The sequence below is a fragment of the Streptomyces sp. CB02261 genome (assembly GCF_001905665.1).
Taxonomy (GTDB): Bacteria; Actinomycetota; Actinomycetes; order Streptomycetales; family Streptomycetaceae; genus Streptomyces.
This window is the reverse complement of record NZ_LIVX01000002.1, coordinates 389,402-411,695: the sequence shown is the minus strand read 5'-3', so window position 1 is coordinate 411,695 and position 22,294 is coordinate 389,402. Positions and strand designations below refer to the sequence as shown.

The window sequence follows — 22,294 nt, the reverse complement described above, 5'->3', positions numbered from 1 at the left end:
CACCCCCCGCACAACTCCACAGTCGTCCGCCGTATGCCGCCCACAGCACCACGGGCCCGTGTCTCCTGTGACCCCGTACGTCGGAGACCAGCGCCAGGGGCACGATTTCGCCCGTGTGGTCACGGATGCGGGCGATGCTGGAAGGAAACCGTGTGAGCCGGATCTCGGTCCGGGGATTCGCGGTGGCTTCGGCCACTGCGGTCACCACCGTCGGCGCCGTCATGGGCGTTGCGTCGGGTAACGCCGCTCAGTCCTCGGACGACAACTTCGAGGCCGCCGCGGCCGACACCACGCTGCTCGCGGACATCCCCGTGGGCGAACAGGCCCAGGTACAGGTCTCGTCCCTCTCGGAGCAGGCCGACGTCCAGGCCGCCGCTGCCGACACGGCCGCGAAGAAGTCCGCGGAGGAAGCGGCTCGTCTCCGCGCCGCCAAGGACGCCGAGGCGAAGAAGGAGGCGGCCGACAAGGCCGCGGCCGAGGAGAAGGCCGAGAAGGAGCGCAAGGAGGCGGAGGCCGAACGCGCCAGCCGCTCCGCTGTGCGCGACGCCTCGTCGTTCTCCACCCAGGGCTCGTACTCCATCTCCGAGGTCAAGGCGATGGCCCGCCAGATGATTCCGGCCTCGCAGTTCCAGTGCTTCAGCAACATCGTGGACCACGAGTCCGGCTGGAACTACCGGGCGACCAACCCGTCTTCGGGCGCCTACGGCCTCATGCAGGCCCTGCCCGGCTACAAGATGCAGTCGGCCGGCGCCGACTGGCAGAGCAACCCCGCCACCCAGATCAAGTGGGGCCTCAGCTACATGGACGGCCGATACGGCAGCCCCTGCGGCGCCTGGTCGTTCTGGCAGGCCAACCGCTGGTACTAGTACGGCGTGCTCAACCTTCGGGAGCCCCTCACCGTCCTACGGTGAGGGGCTCCTTGCGTGTAGGTTCGAAGGCCCGTGGGCCGTCGGGGGAGCGCATGGGAAGACCAGCGGGGGGAAGAGGGAAGAGATGCCGAGAGTGCCAGCGTGGCTGGGGAGGCTGGGCGAGAGCCTGAGCCGCATGGGAGAACGCCTGGACGAGCGCAGGGCCGAGGCCGAGCGGGAGGACCAGCTCCACCCGTCGTACGACGACCCGCGTCCGCGTCCCGCCGACCGTGTCCACGGGACCGCGACCGCCCCCGCGCGCCCGGAGGGGGACCCGGACCCCGCGGCCCCCGGCCAGGAGACGACCGCCGAGGCGAACCTCTCCGTGCCCCCGCCGCCCTCGTACGCGCCGGCCGTCGCGGCACGGCCCGACCCCGCCGCCGCGATCCCCTGGGGCATGCGCGTCGCGGCGGAGGCGAGTTGGCGCCTCCTCGTCTTCGCCGGCACGGTCTGGGTGCTGATGAAGGTGATCAGCTCCGTCCAGCTCGTCGTCCTCGCCTTCGTCGCCGCCCTGCTCGTCACCGCGCTCCTCCAGCCCACCGTGGCCATGCTCCGCAGGAGGGGCCTGCCCCGCGGCCTCGCCACCGCCGTCACCGCCGTCTCCGGCTTCGTCGTGATGGGCCTGGTCGGCTGGTTCGTGGTCTGGCAGGTCATGGACAACGTCGACAACCTGTCCGACCAGGTCAAGAACGGCATCGAGGAGCTCAAGCTCGCGCTCCTCAACAGCCCGTTCCACGTGACCGAGCAGCAGATCAACGGCATCGCGAAGAATCTCAGCGACTCCGTCGGCACCAACGCCGAACAGATCACCCAGGTCGGACTCCAGGGCGTCACCGTCGTCGTCGAGACGATGACCGGCATCCTGCTCGCGATGTTCTCGACCCTCTTCCTGCTCTACGACGGGAAGAAGGTGTGGGAGTGGACGCTGAAGCTCGTCCCCGCCCAGGCCCGGCCGGGCGTCGCCGGCGCCGGCCCGCGCGCCTGGCGCACCCTCACCGCCTATGTGCGGGGCACCGTCATCGTCGCCCTGATCGACGCGGTCTTCATCGGCCTCGGCCTCTACTTCCTCGATGTGCCGATGGCCGTGCCGCTCGCCGTCTTCATCTTCCTGTTCGCCTTCATCCCGCTGGTCGGCGCGGTGATCTCCGGCGCGCTCGCGGTCGTCGTCGCCCTCGTCACCAACGGTCTCTTCACCTCCCTGATGGTGCTCGTCGTCGTCCTCGCCGTGCAGCAGATCGAGGGCCATGTGCTCCAGCCGTTCATCCTCGGACGCGCGGTACGGGTCCACCCGCTGGCCGTCGTCCTCGCGGTCGCGGCCGGCGGCCTGACCGCCGGCATCGGCGGCGCCGTCGTCGCGGTCCCGCTGGTCGCCGTCTCCAACACCGTGGTCGGCTACCTACGCGCGTACAGCACGGAACAGGCGCTCCGCAGCGCCCCGGAGCCGCGCGGGGCGACCGCGTTCGAGGTGGCCCCGACCCCGGCACCGGGCTCGGTGGCGGTCAAGGGGGAGAGCGCGTGATATCGGAGCCGGAACTGGTCGGCGGGGTCGCGTTCGAGAGCCCCGAGGTCCTCACCGAGACCCCGCCGCCCCGCCCGCCCCGGGCCCGCCGCCCGTGGCTGTGGGCGCTCGGCGGCGCGGTGGTGGCTTCGGCGGTGTGGGGTGGGGGGCTCTACGCGTACGGACAGAAGAAGGAGCCGGGGCCGGACCTCGGCGGGTACAAGCCGGTGGTGGACCTGTGCGAGCTGGCCGAGCTGAAGGCGCTGGAAGCGATCCTCGGCAAGCGGGGCACGGACGGTGTCGGTCCTGTCATGGACGAACCGGCGGTCAGTGAGTCCATGTGCTCGGCCAGCTTCGGCGCGGAGGACATCGGGCAGGATCTGAGCATCACGTACACCCTGCACAAGGTGATCGACCCCGAGCCTGAGTTCGCGGCGATGGCCCAGCGGCACGGCAAGCTCCAGCGGATCGACGGAGTGGGCGAGCAGGCCTACTTCGACGACCAGGGCGAGCACGGCGGGATCCTCCGGGTCCTCGACGGCCAGGCCGAGATCGAGATCGAGCTCTACCGGCAGGGCGACTTCGAGGTGAACGGGAAGCTGGTCTCCGCCCCGCCGATCGACCTCACCGGGGTCGACGTCCCGATGACCCAGGACATGCTCGCCCTCATGGCCGCGCTGAAGAAGTAGCCGGACCGGCATGACGAAAGGGCCCCGGGGCGCGATGCCCCGGGGCCCTTCTCGTTCTCCTGCAACGCCCTACTCGGCGAGGACCGCTTCCGCGTCGAGGGTGACGCCGACCGCCTGGATCACCGCGGCGATCTTGACGGCCTCCTGGATCGTGGCGCGGTCGACACCGGCCTGGCGCAGGACCTGCTCGTGCGAGTCCAGGCACTGGCCGCAGCCGTTGATCGCGGAGACGGCCAGCGACCACAGCTCGAAGTCGACCTTCTCGACGCCCGGGTTGCCGATGACGTTCATCCGCAGACCGGCGCGCAGCGTCCCGTACTCGGGGTCCGACAGCAGGTGCCGGGTCCGGTAGAAGACGTTGTTCATCGCCATGATCGCGGCGGCGGACTTGGCCGCCTGGTACGCCTCGGGCTTCAGGTTGGCCTGGGCCTCGGGCTCCAGCTCCTTGAGGACCTTCGGCGAGCGCGAGGCGATCGCGCAGGCGAGGACGGTGCCCCAGAGCTGCTGCTGCGGCAGCTCGCTGTTGCCGATGACCGAACCGAGGTTCAGCTTCAGGTCCTTGGCGAAGTCCGGTATGGCGGACTTCAGTTCGTCGAGAGCCATGTCAGATCACTCGCCCGACAGGAGCGCGGCGGCGTCGAGGGTGCCCTCGCCCTTGTTCCAGTTGCAGGGGCACAGCTCGTCGGTCTGCAGGGCGTCGAGGACCCGCAGGACCTCCTTGGGGTTACGGCCGACGGAGCCGGCGGTCACCATGGTGAACTGGATCTCGTTGTTCGGGTCCACGATGAAGACGGCACGCTGGGCGAAGCCGTCCTCGCCGCGCACGCCGCAGTCGCTCATGAGCTCGTGCTTCGAGTCGGCCAGCATCGGGAAGGGCAGGTCACGCAGGTCGGCGTGGTCCTTGCGCCAGGCGTGGTGCACGAACTCGGAGTCGCCGGAGACGCCGAGGATCTGGGCGTCGCGGTCCGCGAACTCGTCGTTCAGCTTGCCGAACGCGGCGATCTCGGTGGGGCAGACGAAGGTGAAGTCCTTCGGCCAGAAGAACACCACACGCCACTTGCCCTCGTAGGCCTTGTGGTCGATCTGCTCGAACTCCTTGCCGCTCTCCAGCGACACGCAGGCGGTCAGGTCGTAGGCGGGGAACTTGTCACCGACAGTGAGCACGCGCTCTCCTTGCGAACAGGAAGGGTCCCTTTTGAGGTCTTCCGTGGGGGTTGGACGAGATCACAGCATGGCACGGAGTGCATTGATCAGTGAAATAGCTAGAGTGGGTCGTGTTGATCGAAGGTGGTTATCAGTGGCATCCCCGTACAGCCCCCCACACGGCCCGACCCGAGGCAAACAGCCGAGCCTCTCGCAGCTCAGGGCCTTCTCGGCGGTCGCCGAGCATCTGCACTTCCGCGATGCGGCGGCCGCCATCGGCATGAGCCAGCCCGCGCTCTCGGGCGCGGTTTCGGCTCTCGAAGAGGCACTCGGTGTCCAGCTCCTCGAGCGTACGACGAGAAAGGTGCTCCTCTCGCCCGCGGGGGAGCGGCTCGCGGCCCGCGCCCGAGCGGTCCTCGACGCGGTCGCGGAGCTGATGGAGGAGGCGGAGGCGGCCCAGGCCCCCTTCACCGGGGTGCTGCGACTCGGGGTGATCCCCACGGTCGCCCCCTACCTGCTGCCGACGGTCCTGCGTCTGGTCCACCGGCGCTATCCGGACCTCGACCTCCAGGTCCACGAGGAGCAGACCTCCTCGCTCCTGGAGGGGCTCGCCGCCGGCCGGCTCGACCTGCTGCTGCTCGCCGTGCCGCTCGGGGTGCCCGGCGTGACCGAACTCCCTCTCTTCGACGAGGACTTCGTCCTGGTCACCCCGGAGGGGCATCCACTGGCAGGACGGGACGACATCCCGCGCGAGGCCCTCAAGGAGCTGCGGCTGCTGCTCCTCGACGAGGGCCACTGCCTGCGCGACCAGGCCCTCGACATCTGCCGGGAGGCCGGGCGCACGGGGGGCGCCGAGGTCACCACCACGGCGGCGGGGCTCGCCACGCTCGTCCAGCTGGTGGCCGGCGGCCTCGGGGTGACCCTGCTGCCCCGCACCGCCGTCACGGTCGAGACCGCCCGTAACCACGCCCTGTGGACCGGGCTCTTCGCCGAACCGGCCCCCGCCCGGCGGATCGCCCTCGCGATGCGGACGGGCGCGGCCCGGCACGCCGAGTTCGAGGAACTGGCCGAGGCCCTGCGCGGCGCGATGAACGGCCTTCCGGTACGGGTCCTCGGCGCCGGTTCCTGAGGCCTTCCGGTACGAGCCGTCGGCGCCGGTTCCTGAGGCCCCCCGGCCCCAGGAACCGGCGCCCGGCTCTCGTACCTGCGTCCGGAGGGTCACTCCGTGCGCAGGCCGTCCGCCCGCATCAGCCGCCACAGGACGGGCAGGCTCAGCAGCGTCACGGTCGCGATCAGCGCCAGCCCGATCCCGGTGACCGGCAGGAAGACCCACCAGTCCCGGACCTGCTGCCCGCCCAGCGCCAGGAGGACGACCCCGAGGCCGAGCCCGCCCGCCACGGCGAGGACGAGCCCGAGGGCGATCGGCACCGCCGTCTGCCACAGCACCGACCAGCTGAGGGTGGAGCGCCGGGTGCCGAAGGCGACGAGTGAGGACAGCAGGCGCTTGCGGTCCCTGAGCTGTTCCAGGGTCGCGACCAGGAGCGAGGCCGCCACCAGGAGCATCGTCAGGGTGGAGCCGACCAGGATGCCGGTGCGGACGCTGGAGAACGCCGCGTCCCGCTGGGTGTCCTTCAGGGTGCGGACCCAGGACGTCGGATCGATGGCCGCCGCCGTGTTCCGTACGTGCTCGGCGGCGTCCGGCACGGCCGGGTCCAGCCGGACCATGGCCTGCGCGTCGGGCTCGTGGAGCAGCGCCGCGTCGATCGCGGACGGGGTGGCGAGGACCCCGAACTCGTACATGCCCGTCGGGGCGGGGCGGGAGTCCACGACCCTGGCGTCGGCGGGGATGCGCCACTGCGGCAGCACCGTCCCCGCGGGGCGCTTCGGCTCGCTCGGGTGCGGATGCGGGTCGCGGAGGACGACCGTGACGCCGGGGCGCGCGGTCCTGGTGACCCAGCTGTCGTCCGGGTTGCCCTGGGCGCCGTGGGCGAGGAAGACGAAGACGTCACCGTCCGCGCACGAGGGCAGCGCCGCGTACTCCCGGAGGGAGGCGCAGTCGCCCACCCTGATCGAGGCCATGGGCGCGAACTCCTCGCCCCCCTTGAGGGGGCCGGGCCGCCACACGTGCGACTCGACGGTGCCGATCACGGCGCTCACGCCCTCGGTCCGCTGGAACCGGGCGATCACCCCGCGGGCCTCGTCGGCGGTCCTGGCGTCGGTGCCGATCGCCAGCTGCGCCCGTGAGGAGTCCTCGCCCGTGGGTCCCGTGAAGTCGTGCTCCATCGCCTGGAACAGCATCTGGAGGGCGATCGCCCCGGTCGCGGCGACGACGATGCCGCTGACGGCCCGGGCGGCCGTGCCGCTGCTCAGCTGGAGCCTGCGGACGGCGAGCTGCCAGGCCACCGGGCCCCCGCGGAGCCGCTTCACACAGGCTTCGACGAGCCACGGCAACAGCGTGGTGAGGCCGATCAGGGCGAGGGTGGTGCCGGTCGCGACGCCCACGGTGTCGATGCTGGTCCCGGTCACCTGGACGTCGCCCACGAGGGGGACGAGCAGGGCCGCGCCCGCCGCCAGGAGCAGCAGCCGCCACCACAGCCGGCGGCGGCGCGGGGTGGAGGTCCGGACGACGCCGAGCGGTTCGATCGCCACTCCGCGCAGCGCGACGAGGGTGACCACGACGGCGGAGACCGGGACGGTGACGAGGACGAGCACGGCGAGCGTGGGCATCGGCACGACGTCGGACGGGAAGGCGTTGACGTCCCAGATGGTGAAGGCGCCCGCGAACTGCCGGGCCACCGCGAAGAGTCCGATGCCCATGACGAGGCCGAACAGCGCGCCCGCGAGGGACTCCCCGGCCGCGATCCGCCGGGTCGTGGCGGTGTCCGCGCCGACGAGCCGCAGCGCCGCGAGCCGCCGGTCGCGCTGCTCGCCGCCGAAGCGGACGGCGGTCGCGATGAAGACGAGCACCGGCAGAAGCAGGACGACGCTGGCGACGACGACGAGGAGGATGAGGAACGCGTTCAGGGGTTCCTCGGGCACGGACCAGCCGTAACGGGTGCCGCGCCCGTCGAAGTTCTCGGTGTCGAGGAAGTCGACGTGGGCGACGTACCGCAGTTCGGCCGGTCCGATCAGTCCGGCCTCGCCGATCGTGCCGACGGTCTCGTAGGGGATGCGCTTCTTGAGCAGCGCGCCCTCGGGGGAGTCGAGCAGCTCGCGGAGCGCGGGGGAGACCAGCATCTGGCCGGCCCGGGGGAACGCCGTGGCGCCCGGCGGGAGCGGGGGCGCGTCGCCCTCGGGGCGCAGCAGCAGTCCGCTGACGACGTCGTCCCGGTAGACGGTGGTCTGCCCGAGGTGGAGAAAGCTGTCCGGCCGGGGCGAGGTGACCTGCTCGCTGCCGTCGACGGCGCGGACGGATTCCCGTACCTCCCGCTGGAAGAGCATGTTCGGCAGGGCGGCGGCGAGGAGCAGCAGGGCCACGCCGGAGCCGACGCCGGCCGCGGTGAGCAGGGTGCGCAGGAGGCCGGAGCGGCCGCCGGTGACGGCGAACCGGGCGCCGAGCGCCAGGTCGCGGGCCCAGGTGCGGAGGATCATGCCGCCCACTCCGCGTCCCGCACGGCCCCGTCGCGTACGACGATCTCGCGGTCGGAGTAGGCGGCGACGCGGGCCTCGTGGGTGACGAGGACGACGGCGGCGCCGGTGTCCCGTGAGGCGTCGGTGAGCAGGCGCATGACCCGCTCGCCGTTGAGGGAGTCGAGGGCGCCGGTCGGCTCGTCGGCGAAGATCACACGCGGGGCGGTGACGAGGGCGCGGGCGACGGCGACGCGCTGGCCCTGGCCGCCGGATATCTCGCCGGGGCGCTTGCCCGCCGTGTCGTCGACCTCCAGGCGGGCAAGCCAGTCGGCGGCCCTGGCCTCGGCCGTCCTCCGCCTCTCGCCGTTGAGGCGCAGCGGGAGGGCCACGTTCTCGACGCAGGTCAGCTCCGGGACGAGCTGGCCGAACTGGAAGACGAAGCCGAAGTCGGTGCGGCGCAGGGAGCTGCGGGCGGAGTCGGAGAGCGCGGTGAGTTCGCGTCCGTCGTAGGTGATGGTGCCGGCGTCGGGGCGCACGATTCCGGCCAGGCAGTGCAGCAGGGTCGACTTGCCGGAGCCGGAGGGGCCCATGACGGCGACGACCTCGCCGGCCCGGAGCGAGAAGGAGGCGCCCGCGAGGGCCGGGGTCGGGCCGTACGTCTTGTCGAGACCGGTGGCCCGGAGGAGCGGTACGGAGGTCATCGGCGGATCTCCTCGGCGAGCCGGTCGAGCCGGGCCGCGGTCAGTTCCAGCCAGCGGAGGTCGGCCTCCAGGTGGAAGAGGGCGTGGTCGCAGATGAGCTGGTCGGCGAGGTCGCCGTCCTTCTTGCGCCGGGTGAGCTCGCGCATGAGGCGCAGGTGCTCGGCGCGCTGGCTGTCCAGGAGCTCGGCGGCGCCGCGGCCGGTGAGCAGGGCCAGGACGACCTTGGTGTAGAGGGTGGACTGGAGGTACGGCTCAGGTTTCTCGGGCGTGGTGAGCCACTGGGCGACATCGGTGACGCCGGCCTCGGTGATGGCGTACCGCTTCCGCTCCGGGCCGCCGCCCGCCTCGATGCCGTCGACGACGACGAGGCCGTTCTTCAGGAGCCTGGACATGGTCGAGTAGACCTGGCCGTAGTGCAGCGGCCGGTCGTGGCCGAACTTCTCGTCGAAGGCGCGCTTGAGGTCGTAGCCGTGGCGCGGGCCGGACTCCAGGAGTCCCAGAAGGGTGTGACCGATGGACATGCGCGTCACTGTACACCGTGTGTATACGCATGGTGTATAGCGGCGCCCGACAAGTGGAAGATCCCCTTCACGCAACCATCCGGCCCGCCGGAGCGTCGGTTCCTCTGGGCATGGGTGCTGATTCTCACGTCCGTAAAAGGCGTGATCGGTTCTCCTATGTCCGCATCGTCGGTGTTAGCTGGCTAGCTGAGCCGACCTGGCGCGGGCGCGACACGGACCGGGCGCGCCGGACCACACGACGAGCGGAGCGACACGACACATGGGCCGACCGGACAAGAGCAAGGCGAGGAAACGCGGTCTGCGCCGCTTCTTCTCCTGGAAGAAGCTCCTGGGCACCTTCTTCGTGTTCTGCCTGCTCGCCATGGGCGCCCTGTACGTCGTCTACCTGATGGTCCCGGTGCCGAGCGCCAACGCCGAGGCGACGATGCAGAGCAACATCTACAAGTACGCCAACGGCAAGATCCTCGGCCGAACCGGCAAGATCAACCGTGAGATCGTCGGCCTGGAGAAGATCCCGCAGCAGGTCCAGAAGGCGTTCGTCGCCGCGGAGAACAAGACCTTCTACGAGGACAACGGCGTCGACATCAAGGGCACCACCCGCGCCGCCTGGTCCACCATCACCGGCAAGGGCAAGCAGGGTGGCTCGACCATCACCCAGCAGTACGTCAAGAACTTCTACCTGAGCCAGGACCAGACCGCGACGCGCAAGCTCAAGGAAATGGTCATCGCCATCAAGGTCGACCAGCAGACCGAGAAGAGCGACATCCTCGCCGGGTACATGAACACCAGCTACTACGGCCGCAGCGCCTACGGCATCCAGGCCGCCGCCCGCTCGTACTACGGCGTCGACGCCACCCGGCTCACCACCGCCCAGGGCGCCTACCTCGCCTCGCTGCTCCAGGCGCCCAACCAGTACGACTGGACCTCCGCGAGCACCACCGGCCGCAAGCTCGTCGAGGAGCGCTGGAACTACGTCCTCGACAACATGGTCGGCGAGGGCTGGCTCGCCGCGGACGAGCGCGCCGCGATGAAGTTCCCCGTCCCGCAGAAGCCGAAGCCCGCCCCCGGCATGGAGGGCCAGACCGGCTACATCATCGAGGCCGCCAACCAGGAGCTGATGCGCCAGGGCATCAGCGAGGAGGACATCAAGGCCGGCGGCTGGACGATCACCCTCAACATCGACGAGAAGCGCCAGAAGGCCCTCGTCAAGGCCGTCGACCGGCAGCTGGAGGCCAAGCTCGACCGCAAGGGCGACGCGAAGGACGCCACCGTCCAGGCCGGCGCCACCTCCGTCGACCCGAAGACGGGCGCGGTCGTCGCGATGTACGGCGGCGTCGGCGCCACCGAGCACTGGATGTCCAACGCGACCCGCCGCGACTACCAGCCCGCCTCCACCTTCAAGCCGATCGTCCTCGCCGCCGCCCTCGACAGCGGCGCGGAGACCCAGGACGGGCGCGAGATAGGCCTCGGCACGGTCTACGACGGCACCAGCAAGCGCAAGGTCGTCGGCAGCGACATCCCCTTCGCGCCGGAGAACGAGGACGACCGCGACCACGGCCCCGTCACCGTCCAGAAGGCCACCGACAAGTCCATCAACTCCGTCTACGCCCAGATGATCGTCGACGTCGGCCCGGGCACCACCAAGAAGACCGCCCTCGCCCTCGGCATGAAGGACGGCGCGGACTTCGGCGAGACCCCCGCCATGTCCCTCGGCACCATGGGCGCCTCGACCCTCGACATGGCCGGCGTGTACGCCACGCTCGACAACCACGGCAGGAAGGTCACCCCGACCCTCGTGAAGGCCGCCGCGCACAAGGACCGCACGGTCGACCCCGTGAAGTCGATCGGCGAGCAGGTCATCAGCCGCGAGGCCGCCGACACCGTCACCAAGGCCATGCAGGGCGTCGTGCAGAACGGCTCCGGCTTCCGTGCCGCCGGCGACTACGAGGCCGCCGGCAAGACCGGCACCTCGGAGAACAACCGTTCCGCCTGGTTCGTGGGCTACACCCCCGAACTCGTCACCGCCGTCGGACTCTTCGGCGAGGACACCAAGGGCAACCAGGTCACCCTCACCGACACCATCAACCCGGGCCGCGCCAACGGTGGCCGTACGCCCGCCCAGATCTGGGGCGACTACACGACCGGCGCCCTCGGCGGCGGCTCCGACGCCTCCTTCGACCTGGAGACGGACAGCTGGGCCCCCACCGAGCCGGACCCGGATCCCACCCGGACGACCGAGGCGCCCGAGGAGCCCACCGAGGAGCCGACCACCGCGTCCCCGGACCCGACGCAGCCGCCGACCTCGTCGGCCACCACCCCGCCGGAGCCGACACGGGACCCGGTCACCACGCCGCCCGAGCCCACCCGGGAGCCGACCGAGACCGAGGAGCCCTCCCCGCCGACGTCGATCGAGCCGCCGGACCCCGGCGGCACCGAGCCCGACGACGGGCCCACCACCCGCCCGGCGCGGTAGGACCGCGGCAGCGACACGGCGAAGGCCGGACCCCTCAGGGGTCCGGCCTTCCTCATGTGTCCGGCTGTCCGGGGCGTGGCTGCCCTGGTGCGCGCCGGCCGGGATCAGCCGCGGGTGGCCAGCTCGAACCAGACCACCTTGCCGCCCGACAGCCGGGTCGCGCCCCACCGCCGCGCGAGCCGGTTCACCAGGAACAGGCCACGGCCGCCCTCGTCGGTGTCGCGCGCCCGCCGCTGCCGCGGCAGCTGGGGCGAGTCGTCGCCGACCTCGCAGCGCAGCACGTCCGTCCGGAGCAGCCGCAGGGTCACCGGCCGCTCCGCGTACCGCACGGCGTTCGTCACGACCTCGCTGATCAGCAGCTCCACCGAGTCCGTCAGCTCCTCCAGGTCCCAGCGGGCGAGCGCCCGCCGGGCGAGCCGCCGGGCCCGCCCCGGTGCCGCGTCCTCCGGCTCCAGGAACCAGTACGCCACGTCGCTCGGCGCGATCCCGTCGAAACGGGCCGCGAGCAGCGCGATGTCGTCGTCCCGGTCGCCCGGACCCAGCATGTCGAGGACGTCGTCGCAGAGCGCCTCCAGGGGCGGCGAGTGGTCCGGTCCCGTCAGCTGGGCCGTCGCCGCGAGTCGCTCCCGCAACTGCTCGATGCCGGTCCACACGTCCCGCAGCCGGGACTCCACCAGGCCGTCCGTGTAGAGCAGCAGCGTGGCGCCGGCGGGCGCGTCCAGCTCGACCGCCTCGAAGTCCACCCCGCCCACGCCGATCGGGGCGCCGGGCGGCACCCTGAGCACCTCGGCGCGGCCGCCGAGGTGGAGCAGTATCGGCGGCGGATGGCCCGCGTTGGCGACGGTGATCCGGTGCGAGACCGGGTCGTACACCACGTACATACAGGTCGCCATGCGGTTCTCGCCGAGCCGCTGCGCCTGTTCGTCCAGGTGGTGCAGGACCTCCTGCGGGGGCAGGTCGAGCCCCGCCAGGGTCTGCGCGGTCGTCCGCAGCTGGCCCATGATCGCCGCCGAGGTCATGGAGTGCCCCATGACGTCGCCGACGACCAGGGCGACCCGGCTGCCGGGCAGCGGGATCGCGTCGTACCAGTCGCCGCCCACCCGGGCCGTCTCGGCGGCCGGCAGATACCGCGAGGCCAGCTTGACCCCCGTCGGCTGCGGCAGCGAGTCCGGCAGCATCGTCCGCTGCAGCTCGTCCGCGATGTACGCCTCCCGCCCGTAGAGCACGGCCTTGTCGATGCCGAGCGCGGTGTGCGTCGCCAGCTGCGCCGCGACCAGCAGGTCGTTCGGCTCGAAACCGGCGCGCTCGGGGCGGCGCAGGAACACGGCCGCGCCGATCACCCGGCGCCGCCCGCGCAGCGGGGCGAGGACCGCCCGCAGCCCGTTGGGCAGCGGATGCTCGGGACCCAGCAGCTCGCTCAGCGCGGTCCTGGCGGCGGCGGAGTCGCCGAACACCGGCCGCACCCCGCGCAGTACCTCGGCGAGCGCACCGCCCGACCGCACCTCGCAGAGTTCGGCCGCGGGGGTCGGATCGGGATCGGGTACGAGGACGAGCTCCTCGCCCTCCAGATCGCTTAACCGGAGCCGGTCCGTGCGGCGCAGCCGCAACATGAACGGCGCCACCGGACGCTCGTCGCCCACCGGCAGCGGGTCGCGGAGGTAGACCAGGATCTCGTCGGAGAAGGTCGGCACGGTGGCCCGGCACAGACCGAGCACGATCTCGTCCAGGTCGATGCCGCGCGCGATGCGCCGGGTCGCCGCCCCGACGAACCGCAGCCGATCGCCCTCGCGCCGCGCGGCGGTGTCGCCGCCTCGGAGCCCGCCCTGGGGCTGCGGGGAGACCGCGACGGCGACGGCACCGGGGCCGCCGGGGGTGCCGACGGCCGGGGGCGCCGCGGGGGCCGACGGACCGCCGGCACCCGGTGCCTCCGGCCCGGGCGTCGTCGGCCCGCCCGCCTGCGCGGGCACGTCGGAGGGCAGGGCCGCCGCCTCCTGGCGAGGGCGCGCGCGTTCCTGCGGCCGGGCAGCCAGGGGCTGCCGGCCTTCGTGGGAGGTGGGATGCTCCGTCACGCGTGGGATTCCGTCCGTCCGGGCCGGTGGTGCGATGCACTCGCTCTTCTCGCCGATGCCGCGCCTTCGGCGGGGATAAACCCCTTGTATGCGGCGGATGTGGAGGCTCCGCGAGCCGCGGCTACGGCAGGGGGCGCGACACCCGGGCAGACGTCCGGCACTGCTCTCCCCCTCGTGGATGATTTCGGATCAGTTCCTGTGCTGTGCTCGGCCCCTGACGGGCCCTCCGGTAGGTCTGACAGGACGTCGGGTCGGCCTGACGTGCCGTTCGTTCCGCTTCTGCCGTGCGGAGGACGATCCTACGTTTGAACCCCAGGGGTGCATCAAGGGTCTCACGGTGCCGTGTGCGCGGGAGTCCGGTCCCAGTCGGCCGGCAGCTCCGGCACCCGCCAGCCCGGATCGGGCCGCCAGTCCTCCCAGCCGTCGGCGAACGGCGCCCCCCACGCCGTGATCCGCTCCACCGCCCGCTGCCCCGCCTCGCGGACCCGCGCGGCCTGTTCGGGGCTCATCAGGCCGGACCGCTGGGCCTGCGCGAACTCGTCCTCGTCCCGCCACAGCCAGCTGCGGTCGGGGTAGACGGAGATGTCGAGGAAGTGGTCCTCGGAGTCGAAACCGCCGGACCACCGGACCCGCGGCTCCTCCAGGTTCACGTACCAGCTGCGGAAGCGCCAGCCGCGGTCCCAGAACAGCCACACCGACCAGGGATCGCCGGGCCGCGCCAGCTTCAGGACCCCGCTGCCGAACCACCGCGCGCGCTCCGTGGTGCGCGCGGCGGTGTAGCGGGTGGCGAGCGGCTCCTCGTGCACGGGCGTGCCGTCGAGCAGCACGGGACGGACGCACTCGGTGCCGGGCGCCATCCAGACGGCGAGCAGCTCGGACGTGTCCTGCACGACCGTCACGGGCCGGCAGATGTGCACCTCTCCGGTGCCGTTGCCGCGGTAGCGCCAGAGGATGTGATCCCCCGGCGCCCAGTGCTGGGAGCCATCCGATCCTGTCATGCGCAGATCTTAGGGGGTGCCCCCCGGAGCACCGCTGCGGCACCGGTCACGGTCGAGTCAGCCACGTGACCGGTTTCCGGCCAGGTACGCACCGCGTGGCGAGCACACGCCAGGGGCCGGTCCGCACCCACTGGCGAGCACCCGCCAGGGGCCGGTCCGCACCGCGTGGCGAGCACACGCCAGGGGCCGGTCCGCACCCACTGGCGAGCACCCGCCAGGACCGGTCCGCACCGCGTGGCGAGCACACGCCAGGGGCCGGTCCGCACCCACTGGCGAGCACTCGCCACCGACCGGTCACGGGCGGTGCCACCGACCGGTCACGGGCGGGTCATCCGCAGTACGTCCAGGGCCTCGTCCAGCTGCTCGACCGTGAGGTCGCCGCGCTCCACGTACCCGGACTCGATCACCACCTCGCGGATGGTCTTCCGCTCGGCGAGGGACCTCTTGGCGACCTTGGCGGCCTCCTCGTACCCGATGTACTTGTTCAGCGGGGTGACGACGGACGGCGAGGACTCGGCGTACTCGCGCGCCCGCTCGACGTTGGCGGTGATCCCGTCCACCGTGCGGTCGGCGAGCAGCCGGGACGCGTTGGCGAGCAGCCGCACCGACTCCAGGAGGTTCTTGGCCATCACCGGCAGCATGACGTTGAGCTCGAAGTTCCCGGCCGCGCCCGCCACGGCCACGGTGGTGTCGTTTCCGGTCACCTGCGCGGCGACCATGAGGACCGCCTCGGGGATCACCGGGTTGACCTTGCCCGGCATGATCGACGAGCCCGGCTGGAGGTCGGGGAGGTTGATCTCGGCGAGGCCCGTGCGGGGCCCGCTGGCCATCCAGCGCAGGTCGTTGGCGATCTTCGTGAGGGAGACGGCGACCGTACGGAGCTGCCCGGACGTCTCGACCAGGGCGTCACGGGCGCCCTGCGCCTCGAAGTGGTCACGGGCCTCGGTCAGCGGCAGGCCGGTCGCGCGGGCGACCTCCGCGATGACGGCCGCGGAGAACCCGGCCGGCGTGTTGATGCCGGTGCCCACCGCCGTACCGCCGAGGGGGAGTTCGGCGAGCCGGGGGAGGGCGGCGCGCAGCCGCTCGACGCCGTGACGGACCTGGGCCGCGTAGCCGCCGAACTCCTGGCCGAGGGTGACCGGGGTGGCGTCCATCAGATGCGTACGGCCCGACTTCACCACCGTCGCGAATTCGGCCGATTTTCGCTCCAGGGCGGTGGCCAGATGATCGAGGGCGGGGATCAGGTCGCGGGTGACGGCGCCGGTGGCCGCGATGTGGATGGAGGACGGGAACACGTCGTTGGAGGACTGCGAGGCGTTCACATGGTCGTTGGGGTGGACCTCGCGGCCCTCGGGGAGCCGCTCGGTGGCGAGGGTCGCGATCACCTCGTTGGTGTTCATGTTGGACGAGGTGCCCGAGCCGGTCTGGAAGACGTCCACCGGGAAGTGCTCGTCCCAGCGCCCCTCGGCGACCTCCGCCGCCGCCGAGGCGATGGCCTCCGCGCGGTCCCCGTCGATCACGCCCAGCTCCGCGTTGACCTGGGCGGCGGCTGCCTTGATCCGGGCCAGGGCCTCGATGTGGGCGCGCTCGATGCGCTGGCCCGAGACCGGGAAGTTCTCCACCGCCCGCTGGGTCTGGGCGCGCCACTTGGCGTGCGCGGGGACCCGCACCTCGCCCATGGAGTCGTGCTCGATCCGGTAGTCCTCGGCGTCGTTCATGTCCTCAACCTCCCGTGCTGTGCCCGTCGGGGCGAGCCCCGAACCCCCCGAAAAAGATGAGCACTTGTCTTGTTCGATGTATTCCCAACTCACGTACCGGCCAGTAAAAACCGTGGGTAACCCCACTTCCAGGAGGCGCAATGAGGCGCACCAGGTACAGACTCCGCTGGCCCATCGCCGTCGTCGCCGCGGCCGCCGCCACGCTCGGCACGACGACCGCCGCCACCCCGGCCGGCGCGACCGGCACCGACGCGGCCGCGGCGGTCGCGTCCGTACCGCTCCCGCCCGAGCTGGAGGCGATCCGCGCCGCCGAGGCCACCCGGATCTACGGCAGCCCCGAGGAGCGCCCGCTCGCCCAGCGCAAGACCGGCCTGATCTCCCTCGGCGACAGCGAGATCTCCGGCGAGGGCGTCGGCACCTACGACCCCCCCACCAACGGTCCCACCAACTGGTGCCACCGCTCGCCCGACGCCGCCATCCACCGCACCGGGATCCCCGCGGACCTCACCTTCAACGTGTCCTGCTCCGGCGCGTACAGCGGGAACATCAGGATCGGCGGCTCCAAGCAGTACGCCGACGAGCTCGTCCAGAGCGACAACCTCGCCGTCAAGGCGCGCAACACCCGCATCAAGATGGTCCTCCTCGTCGCCGGAGCCAACGACGACCTGCAGTTCGGCCCCGTGATGACGGACTGCGTCACGCGCTACCTCACCCTGCAGGGCCCCTGCGAGCCGAAGTACGCCCCGGGCTGGCAGGCCCGTGTCGACGGACTCGTGCCCAAGGTCGAGCAGACCGTACGCGACCTCAAGAACGTCATGCGCGACGCCGGTTACGCCGACGGCGACTACAAGCTCGTCCTCATGGGCTACCCCAGCCCCATCGGCCCCGACTTCCACGACAACCCCAACTTCCCCGGCAAGCTCGTCTGCGGCGGACTCGGCTACGACTCCGACACCGTCTGGGGCCGCAACACCGCCGTCCCCGCCTTCGAACGCGGCATGCGCGCGGCCGCCGCCTCCACCGGGGCCGTCTACCTCGACAACTCGCGCCTCTTCCACGGCCACGAGGTCTGCATGGAGGACCCGTGGGCCCGGGGCCTCTACATCGACCTCTCCAAGCCCGGGACCCCGGACGAGAACTCGGTGCGGCAGTCCTTCCACCCCAACGCGCGCGGCCACGCCGCCTTCGCGTCCTGTCTCACCCAGATCTACGACGCCGGTGTCCGTGAGGCCAGTTGCGCCGACGTGAACTCCACCGGGAAGCCGACCCTGTTCCCCGTCGCCTGGGACGACGCGTACCGACCGCTGAGGAACGCGGCCACCGGCGACTGCCTCGACGTCGACGGCGCCCGGAGCGCCAACGGCACCCGGGTCCTCGGCTGGGACTGCCACGGCGGTCGCAACCAGCTCTGGTGGTACGACTCCGCGCGCGGGACCGTCCACACCGGACTCACACAGGACCGCTGCCTGGACGTGCCCAGCACCTCGTACCCGGCGGGCACGGCGCTCATCGTCTGGAACTGCCACGGCGCCGCCAACCAGAAGTTCGTCCGTGACGGCGCGACGATCCGGCCCGCCGCCGCGACCGGCCTCTGCCTCACGCTGAGCGCGGCGCGGCAGCAGGTCCGGCTGCAGAACTGCGACGGCTCGGCCGGCCAGAAGTTCGCCTAGCCCCCACCCGGCAGGGGAAGGCCGTGGCCCCCGTCCGACCCGGACGGGGGCCACGGCCCTGCGCGAGACGCTCCACGCGCGCGTGGAGCGTCTCCGTACGCTCAGAGGACCTTGAGCGTCGTACGGGCCAGCTCGAACGCCGGGAGCATCGCCCGGTGCTCCTCGGTGTCGAAACCGCCGAGGTGCACGATCACCGTCCCCTTCGGCGTCCCCACGGCGAAGGCCCGCTCCTCCTTCGACTCCTCCGTCAGCTTGCTGTACACCGTGTACGTCACCTCGGCGGCGGGCACCGCGCCGGCCGCGGTCTCCTTGTAGACGACCTTCGAGGCGTTCTCCTCGCCCTTCACGAAGCCCTCGAGGGCGGTCCGCGCGGAACCCTTCCCCGCCGTCCACACCCGCAGGAACCCGAGGTGCCCGGCCGCCTTGGCGCTCACCTCGCAGCGCATGACGGCAGGCCCCTGCCGCGTGAGCGCCGCGAACTCCGGGTTCTCCGGGTCGTCGATCGCGGTCGGCTCCCACTTCTCCGCCAGCGCGAAGGAGACGGGCAGCGCGCACGCCGTCCCCGGACCGCCGACGTCCCCCCGCGCAGCCGCCGGCGCCTGCGTGGCCGGTGCCGCCTTCGTCGCCGACGTCGACGGCCGTGCGCCCGGCGTCACCTCGGGCAGCGGCTCGGGAGCGCCGCAGCCGGTCAGCAGCGGCCCCGCCGCCAGCACGGCGGCGAGCGGGGCCAGGGTCCGTATCGGGTGTCTCATGCGCGTCAGCGTAGCCGCGGGCCTCCACGCTGATCTCCGGGCGGCCCGGGGGTCGAGTCGCCCGCCGCGGTCAGGACAGCTTGCCGCCGTAGTCCGGCAGCTTGAAGGTGCGCTCGGCGTGGCCGCCGACCAGGTCGGTGGTGTTGTTGCCGATGTTCGCGATGATCGTGTAGCCCTTGGCCTCGATCTCCGCGCGCTTCGCCGTCTTGTACGCGCCGACCTCGCCGAACAGGTCCGGCAGCGAGCGCACGTACAGCCCGTCGACCGGGTAGCCGGCCTGCTTCAGGTTCCAGTCGGTGAGCGAGTGGAGGATGCCGGGGCGCGCGGTGACGAAGAAGACGTCCACCCCGCGCGCGTGGGCGCCGTCGACGAGGTCGCGTACGTCGGCGATGGCCGGGGTCGGCAGCTCCCAGAACGGGTGGAAGTCCGTCTCCAGGGAGCTGTTGTCGATGTCGAGGACGATCGCCTGCTTCTCCCGGCCGGCGTCCTCGGAGCGCTTCTCGATGTACGGGCGGGCCTCGGCGACGACGGCCGCCACGTCCCGCCGCCAGGTCGCGTAGTCGACGTCCTTGACGGCGGCGACCGACGTGATGTGGGTGTCGGGGTCGGCGGCGGACGCGGTGGGCGCGGGCCCGACGACGAGGACCGCGGTCAGGGCGAGCGCGCCGGTGGTCCCGGCGGCGGCGCGGCGGCGGAGGGGGGTGGAGGGCATGGGGGGCTCCCGAGTGGTCGACCGGCTCAGTGGTTGACATGCTCGCGACCCATACTGACCAGTAGACGACGAGAGGGCTACCGGTCGGTAGCGACTTTCTGAGCGAACGACGACGGCGGGGAACGACGAAGCCCCGCTCCATGGGAACGGGGCTTCGCGCAGGCGTCACGGCATCAGCCGAGGCCGGGGCCTCGCACCGGGATGTGGGTGAACGTCGGCTCGGGGGCCGGGTTCTGGAAGAAGTCGTTGCCCTTGTCGTCCACGACGATGAACGCCGGGAAGTCCTCGACCTCGATCTTCCAGACCGCCTCCATGCCGAGCTCCTCGTACTCGACGACCTCGACCTTCTTGATGCAGTCCTGCGCGAGCCGCGCCGCCGGGCCGCCGATCGAGCCGAGGTAGAACCCGCCGTGGCTGCCGCACGCGTTCGTCACCTGCTGCGAGCGGTTGCCCTTGGCCAGCATGACCTTCGAGCCGCCCGCCGCCTGGAACTGCTCCACGTACGAGTCCATCCGGCCGGCCGTGGTCGGACCGAAGGAACCGGAGGCGTACCCCTCGGGGGTCTTCGCCGGGCCGGCGTAGTAGACCGGGTGGTCCTTCAGGTACCGCGGCATCTCCTCGCCCGCGTCCAGGCGCTCCTTGATCTTGGCGTGCGCGATGTCGCGCGCCACGACCAGCGGGCCGTTGAGGGAGAGGCGGGTCTTGACCGGGTACTTGGTCAGCTCGGCGAGGATGTCGTCCATCGGCTGGTTCAGGTCGATGGTGACGACGTCGCTCTCCTCGGCGAGGTGCTCGTCGGTCGTGTCCGGCAGGAAGCGCGCCGGGTCCGTCTCCAGCTGCTCCAGGAAGACGCCCTCGGCGGTGATCTTCGCGACGGCCTGGCGGTCGGCCGAGCAGGACACGGCGATGGCGACGGGCAGCGAGGCGCCGTGGCGGGGGAGGCGGACGACGCGGACGTCGTGGCAGAAGTACTTGCCGCCGAACTGCGCGCCGATGCCGATCTTCTGCGTCAGCTCGAAGACCTTCTCCTCCAGCTCCTTGTCGCGGAAGCCGTGGCCGGTCTCGGCCGAGCCCTCGGTCGGCAGCTCGTCCAGGTAGTGCGCGGAGGCGTACTTCGCGGTCTTCAGCGCGAACTCGGCGCTCGTGCCGCCGACGACGATCGCCAGGTGGTACGGAGGGCAGGCCGCCGTGCCGAGCGAGCGGATCTTCTCCTCCAGGAACTTCATCATGCTCGCCTCGTTGAGGACGGCCTTCGTCTCCTGGTAGAGGAAGGACTTGTTGGCGGAGCCGCCGCCCTTGGCCATGAAGAGGAACTTGTACGCGCCGCCGTCGGTCGCGTACAGCTCGATCTGCGCGGGCAGGTTCGAGCCGGTGTTCTTCTCCTCCCACATGGTGACCGGGGCCATCTGCGAGTAGCGCAGGTTGAGCTTGGTGTACGCGTCGTAGACGCCCTTGGACAGGGCCTCCTCGTCGCGGCCGGAGGTCAGCACGTTCTGGCCGCGCTTGCCCATGACGATCGCGGTGCCCGTGTCCTGGCACATGGGCAGGACGCCGGCGGCGGCGATGTTGGCGTTCTTGAGGAGGTCGAGCGCCACGAACTTGTCGTTGCCCGACGCCTCCGGGTCGTCGATGATCCGGCGCAGCTGGGCCAGGTGGGCCGGACGCAGGAAGTGCTGGATGTCGTGGATCGCCTCGGCGGCCAGCAGCCGCAGGGCCTCCGGCTCGACCTTGAGGAACGTACGGCCGTCGGCCTCGAAGGTGGAGACACCTTCGGAGGTCACCAGGCGGTAGGGCGTGGTGTCCTCTCCCAGGGGGAGCAGATCGGAGTACGCAAACTCTGGCATGGGGGCCATTCCTCACTCGGCAAGACGGCGCACCGCCTCCGTTGGCAGTGCGCCCTCCAGCGTAGAACGCGGGCCGGGCGCCGGTTCTGTGAGGTAAGGCTCACTTGGGACCGGGACCGCGCCGGAATGGTGTGGTGGCGGCGGGAGGGGCGGTGCGGGTGTCGTGATCCCCGGGCCGTGGGGCCGGCCGGGGGTGAACCGCCCTCGCCGCCGGGTCCGTTCGGGGTGTTGTCCACAGGTCGCGGCCCCGCCCCCTGGTCGCGATCTATCGCGTTTCGCTAGGCTGGTCGCGTGGACCTCGAAAAGCAGCCGGAACCCGCGTCCGAAGCCGTGCCCGAAAAGCAGCCGCAGCGGCCGGCCGCTCCCGCCGAGACCGGCTTCGCCGATCCGCGGGGCTCGTTGCGAGCCTCGGACGCGGACCGGGACCGGATCGCGGACATCCTGAGGGACGCCCTCGCCGAGGGGCGGCTCGACCCGGAGGAGCACTCGGACCGGATCGACGCGGTCTACCGGGCGAAGACGGTGGGCGAGCTGGAGCCGATCGTCCGCGACCTGCCCTCGACCGGGACCCGCCAGGAGCCCGAGCCGGCCTACGCGTACGGGCCGGACGAGCAGGACGGCCAGGCCGACAGCCTCGTCGCGATCTTCTCCAGCACCACCCGCAAGGGCCGCTGGCGCGTGGGCCGCAGGACGAACGCCTTCGCGCTCTTCGGGAACATCGAGATCGACCTCACCGAGGCGATCTTCGCCCAGCGGCTCACCACCATCAACGCCACCTCGATCTTCGGCAACGTCGAGGTGCGGGTCCCGGAGAACATCAGCCTCCGTGGCAACGGCAGCGGGGTCTTCGGCAACTTCGAGGTCGTGACCCTGGAGGGCGCCGACCCGCAGGCCCCGGTCGTCGTCATCAACGGCTACTCGGTCTTCGGGAACGTGGAGGCCAGACCCAAGCGCGGCAAGTGGATCACTGACCTCCAGGGCAAGCTCCGCAAGCACCTCGGCCACTGACCCCGCGACGGCTCCGGCGG

The 22,294-nt window shown here is 71.6% G+C and carries 18 protein-coding genes; 7 read left to right on the top strand and 11 right to left on the bottom strand.

All coding sequences use genetic code 11. The annotated features are described in order from the left end of the window. Window positions 1-152 precede the first annotated feature (152 nt). From AMK29_RS07310 to AMK29_RS07300, 3 genes are all read left to right on the top strand, one after another. Window positions 153-866 (top strand): transglycosylase SLT domain-containing protein, encoded by a 714-nt coding sequence (locus AMK29_RS07310; protein ID WP_073809253.1) that lies wholly within the window; start codon window positions 153-155, stop codon window positions 864-866. Between the two features lie 127 nt (window positions 867-993). Further along, window positions 994-2,427, top strand: a complete 1,434-nt coding sequence (locus AMK29_RS07305) for an AI-2E family transporter (protein ID WP_073809251.1) — start codon at window positions 994-996, stop codon at window positions 2,425-2,427. Further along, window positions 2,424-3,095 (top strand): hypothetical protein, encoded by a 672-nt coding sequence (locus AMK29_RS07300; RefSeq protein WP_073809249.1) that lies wholly within the window; start codon window positions 2,424-2,426, stop codon window positions 3,093-3,095. Before AMK29_RS07305 ends, AMK29_RS07300 begins: the two co-directional genes overlap by 4 nt. A 69-nt stretch (window positions 3,096-3,164) precedes the next feature. On the opposite strand, the gene AMK29_RS07295 is transcribed toward AMK29_RS07300, so the two are convergent. Both AMK29_RS07295 and AMK29_RS07290 read right to left on the bottom strand, forming a co-directional pair. Beyond that, the gene (locus tag AMK29_RS07295; protein WP_073809246.1) at window positions 3,165-3,698 is read right to left on the bottom strand and encodes an alkyl hydroperoxide reductase; all 534 of its coding nucleotides are present in this window, start codon (window positions 3,696-3,698) and stop codon (window positions 3,165-3,167) included. A gap of 6 nt (window positions 3,699-3,704) precedes the next feature. Continuing rightward, window positions 3,705-4,259, bottom strand: coding sequence for a peroxiredoxin (locus AMK29_RS07290; RefSeq protein WP_073809243.1), 555 nt, complete (start codon window positions 4,257-4,259; stop codon window positions 3,705-3,707). Between the two features lie 133 nt (window positions 4,260-4,392). Here AMK29_RS07290 and AMK29_RS07285 point away from each other — a divergent pair, with 133 nt between their 5' ends. After that, entirely contained in the window at window positions 4,393-5,367 is a 975-nt protein-coding gene (locus AMK29_RS07285) for a hydrogen peroxide-inducible genes activator (protein WP_073809240.1), read from the top strand. A gap of 89 nt (window positions 5,368-5,456) precedes the next feature. Here AMK29_RS07285 and AMK29_RS07280 read toward each other — a convergent pair whose 3' ends face one another. The 3 genes from AMK29_RS07280 to AMK29_RS07270 are packed head-to-tail and all read right to left on the bottom strand — an operon-like array spanning window position 5,457 to window position 9,030. Then, on the bottom strand, window positions 5,457-7,829 hold the full coding sequence (locus tag AMK29_RS07280) for an FtsX-like permease family protein (RefSeq protein WP_073810673.1): 2,373 nt from the start codon (window positions 7,827-7,829) through the stop codon (window positions 5,457-5,459). Next, window positions 7,826-8,509, bottom strand: coding sequence for an ABC transporter ATP-binding protein (locus tag AMK29_RS07275; RefSeq protein WP_073809237.1), 684 nt, complete (start codon window positions 8,507-8,509; stop codon window positions 7,826-7,828). Before AMK29_RS07275 ends, AMK29_RS07280 begins: the two co-directional genes overlap by 4 nt. Further along, window positions 8,506-9,030, bottom strand: a complete 525-nt coding sequence (locus AMK29_RS07270) for a PadR family transcriptional regulator (RefSeq protein WP_073809235.1) — start codon at window positions 9,028-9,030, stop codon at window positions 8,506-8,508. The genes AMK29_RS07275 and AMK29_RS07270 overlap by 4 nt, the downstream gene beginning before the upstream one ends. A 259-nt stretch (window positions 9,031-9,289) precedes the next feature. Between AMK29_RS07270 and AMK29_RS07265 the strand changes: the two genes are divergently transcribed. After that, window positions 9,290-11,503, top strand: a complete 2,214-nt coding sequence (locus AMK29_RS07265) for a transglycosylase domain-containing protein (protein WP_073809232.1) — start codon at window positions 9,290-9,292, stop codon at window positions 11,501-11,503. 104 nt (window positions 11,504-11,607) lie between these two features. Here AMK29_RS07265 and AMK29_RS07260 read toward each other — a convergent pair whose 3' ends face one another. The 3 genes from AMK29_RS07260 to AMK29_RS07250 form a co-directional block, all read right to left on the bottom strand. Beyond that, window positions 11,608-13,572, bottom strand: a complete 1,965-nt coding sequence (locus AMK29_RS07260; protein WP_073809229.1) for an ATP-binding SpoIIE family protein phosphatase — start codon at window positions 13,570-13,572, stop codon at window positions 11,608-11,610. Window positions 13,573-13,904: 332 nt separating this feature from the next. Further along, a complete protein-coding gene (gene fomD / locus AMK29_RS07255) occupies window positions 13,905-14,570 on the bottom strand; it encodes a cytidylyl-2-hydroxypropylphosphonate hydrolase (protein WP_073809227.1) in 666 nt (221 codons plus the stop codon). Window positions 14,571-14,887: 317 nt separating this feature from the next. Then, window positions 14,888-16,288: a class II fumarate hydratase gene (locus tag AMK29_RS07250; protein WP_073809223.1), complete on the bottom strand. Its 1,401-nt coding sequence runs from the start codon at window positions 16,286-16,288 to the stop codon at window positions 14,888-14,890. 140 nt (window positions 16,289-16,428) lie between these two features. Between AMK29_RS07250 and AMK29_RS07245 the strand changes: the two genes are divergently transcribed. After that, on the top strand, window positions 16,429-17,958 hold the full coding sequence (locus AMK29_RS07245; protein WP_073809220.1) for a ricin-type beta-trefoil lectin domain protein: 1,530 nt from the start codon (window positions 16,429-16,431) through the stop codon (window positions 17,956-17,958). A 101-nt stretch (window positions 17,959-18,059) separates the two neighbouring features. Here the strand turns inward: AMK29_RS07245 and AMK29_RS07240 are convergent, their stop codons facing one another. The 3 genes from AMK29_RS07240 to AMK29_RS07230 all read right to left on the bottom strand — a co-directional run bounded on the left by AMK29_RS07240 (window position 18,060) and on the right by AMK29_RS07230 (window position 21,275). After that, complete coding sequence (locus AMK29_RS07240) at window positions 18,060-18,710, bottom strand: lipoprotein (RefSeq protein WP_073809217.1); 651 nt, start codon at window positions 18,708-18,710, stop codon at window positions 18,060-18,062. 70 nt (window positions 18,711-18,780) lie between these two features. Further along, window positions 18,781-19,422 (bottom strand): HAD family acid phosphatase, encoded by a 642-nt coding sequence (locus AMK29_RS07235; RefSeq protein ID WP_073809214.1) that lies wholly within the window; start codon window positions 19,420-19,422, stop codon window positions 18,781-18,783. 173 nt (window positions 19,423-19,595) lie between these two features. Further along, window positions 19,596-21,275 (bottom strand): fumarate hydratase, encoded by a 1,680-nt coding sequence (locus AMK29_RS07230; protein ID WP_073809211.1) that lies wholly within the window; start codon window positions 21,273-21,275, stop codon window positions 19,596-19,598. A gap of 282 nt (window positions 21,276-21,557) precedes the next feature. Here AMK29_RS07230 and AMK29_RS07225 point away from each other — a divergent pair, with 282 nt between their 5' ends. Then, on the top strand, window positions 21,558-22,274 hold the full coding sequence (locus AMK29_RS07225; protein WP_073809208.1) for a DUF1707 SHOCT-like domain-containing protein: 717 nt from the start codon (window positions 21,558-21,560) through the stop codon (window positions 22,272-22,274). Window positions 22,275-22,294: the final 20 nt, after the last annotated feature.

Excerpts from the sequence above, each read along its gene's own strand:
- AMK29_RS07305 (WP_073809251.1), top strand. The coding sequence starts at position 994 with ATGCCGAGAGTGCCAGCGTGGCTGGGGAGGCTGGGCGAGAGCCTGAGC.
- AMK29_RS07295 (WP_073809246.1), bottom strand. The coding sequence starts at position 3,698 with ATGGCTCTCGACGAACTGAAGTCCGCCATACCGGACTTCGCCAAGGAC.
- AMK29_RS07280 (WP_073810673.1), bottom strand. The coding sequence starts at position 7,829 with ATGATCCTCCGCACCTGGGCCCGCGACCTGGCGCTCGGCGCCCGGTTC.
- AMK29_RS07275 (WP_073809237.1), bottom strand. The coding sequence starts at position 8,509 with ATGACCTCCGTACCGCTCCTCCGGGCCACCGGTCTCGACAAGACGTAC.
- AMK29_RS07270 (WP_073809235.1), bottom strand. The coding sequence starts at position 9,030 with ATGTCCATCGGTCACACCCTTCTGGGACTCCTGGAGTCCGGCCCGCGC.
- AMK29_RS07265 (WP_073809232.1), top strand. The coding sequence starts at position 9,290 with ATGGGCCGACCGGACAAGAGCAAGGCGAGGAAACGCGGTCTGCGCCGC.
- fomD (WP_073809227.1), bottom strand. The coding sequence starts at position 14,570 with ATGACAGGATCGGATGGCTCCCAGCACTGGGCGCCGGGGGATCACATC.
- AMK29_RS07250 (WP_073809223.1), bottom strand. The coding sequence starts at position 16,288 with ATGAACGACGCCGAGGACTACCGGATCGAGCACGACTCCATGGGCGAG.
- AMK29_RS07245 (WP_073809220.1), top strand. The coding sequence starts at position 16,429 with ATGAGGCGCACCAGGTACAGACTCCGCTGGCCCATCGCCGTCGTCGCC.
- AMK29_RS07240 (WP_073809217.1), bottom strand. The coding sequence starts at position 18,710 with ATGAGACACCCGATACGGACCCTGGCCCCGCTCGCCGCCGTGCTGGCG.
- AMK29_RS07235 (WP_073809214.1), bottom strand. The coding sequence starts at position 19,422 with ATGCCCTCCACCCCCCTCCGCCGCCGCGCCGCCGCCGGGACCACCGGC.
- AMK29_RS07230 (WP_073809211.1), bottom strand. The coding sequence starts at position 21,275 with ATGGCCCCCATGCCAGAGTTTGCGTACTCCGATCTGCTCCCCCTGGGA.